Source organism: Roseobacter sp. FCG-D35 (assembly GCF_033436665.1).
Taxonomy (GTDB): Bacteria; Pseudomonadota; Alphaproteobacteria; order Rhodobacterales; family Rhodobacteraceae; genus JAWQFO01.
The window spans coordinates 1-1,174 of record NZ_JAWQFO010000022.1 but is presented as its reverse complement, the minus strand read 5'-3'; the positions used below and the strand labels follow the sequence as shown (position 1 = coordinate 1,174).

Sequence of the window (1,174 nt, the reverse complement as noted above, 5' to 3'; positions counted from 1 at the left end):
GTGCGGCCTTTGGGCTACCGGGATGACGGTTTCTGGTGCTGGTGGGCGGTATCCGAGCGCGCTGTGTGGCCGTTTGGCGTTGTAGTGCCGGCGCCAGTTTTCGATGATGATCTGGGCTTCGCGGAGCGTGTAGAAGATCTCGCCGTTGAGCAGTTCGTCCCTCATCCGCCCGTTGAAGCTCTCGCAGTATCCGTTCTCCCAGGGTGAGCCTGGTTCGATGTAGGCGGTCGCGGCGCCAACAGCGGCGATCCAGTCCCTGACCGTCTGGGCCACGAACTCCGGGCCGTTGTCGGAGCGGACAAAGGCTGGCACGCCGCGCAGGATGAACAGATCACTCAGAGCATCGATGACGTCGGTCGAGTTCAGCTTTCGCTTCACCCTGATCGCCAGGCATTCGCGGCTGAACTCGTCGAGGATGTTCAGGGTCCGGAAGGCCTTGCCGTCGTCCGTCCGACAATGAACGAAGTCATAGCTCCAAACGTGGTTTCGATACTCTGGCCGCAGCCTTATGCAGGAGCCGTCGTTCAGCCAGAGCCGCCCTTTCTTTGGTTGCTTTGCGGGCACTTTCAGCCCCTCCCGTCGCCATAGCCTCTCGACGCGGCCGTCGCTGACTTGCCAGCCCGCATCTCTCAGCAGGGCCGCGATCCGCCGGTAGCCGTACCGACCATACTGGCGAGCCAGTTCGATCATGTCGGACACGAGCCGCTCTTCGTCCGCCCGTCCTTTCGGCAGATGTCGCTGTGTGGTTCGGTGCTGGCCGAGCACGCGACAGACCCGGCGCTCTGACACCGCTATCCGGGTGCGGACATGATCAATGCAGGCTCGGCGACGGGAAGGGCTCAGAAGTTTCCCCGTGCCGCCTCCGTGAGGATGAGCTTGTCGAGCGTCAGGTCTGACACCGCCTTCCTCAGCCGCTCATTCTCTTTCTGGAGCCGCTTCAGCTCCTTCAATTGGTCGGTTCCCATACCCCCGTACTGTCGCCTCCAGCGGTAGTACGTCTGCTCCGTAATGCGCACCTCTCGGATCGCATCCACCCGCGCCATGCCTTGCCCGACAAGTACCTCAACCTGGCGCAGCTTCGTGACAATCTCTTCCGGCTTGTGTCGCTTGTTCCCCATTCCTGGTCCTCCGTTTCCTAACCATAGCGGTGGACCAATTCAGATGGGGAGGCTCA

1 protein-coding gene is annotated in these 1,174 nt (G+C 61.8%); it reads right to left on the bottom strand.

Annotation, left to right across the window (positions count from 1 at the left end):
- A protein-coding gene (locus tag R5H30_RS21725) for an IS3 family transposase (RefSeq protein WP_318330865.1) occupies positions 1–1,118 on the bottom strand; the annotation gives its coding sequence in 2 pieces (ribosomal slippage) (positions 1–854 and positions 854–1,118; 1,119 coding nt annotated over the 2 pieces). This gene is flagged as partial in the annotation.
- Between the last annotated feature and the right edge of the window lie 56 nt (positions 1,119–1,174).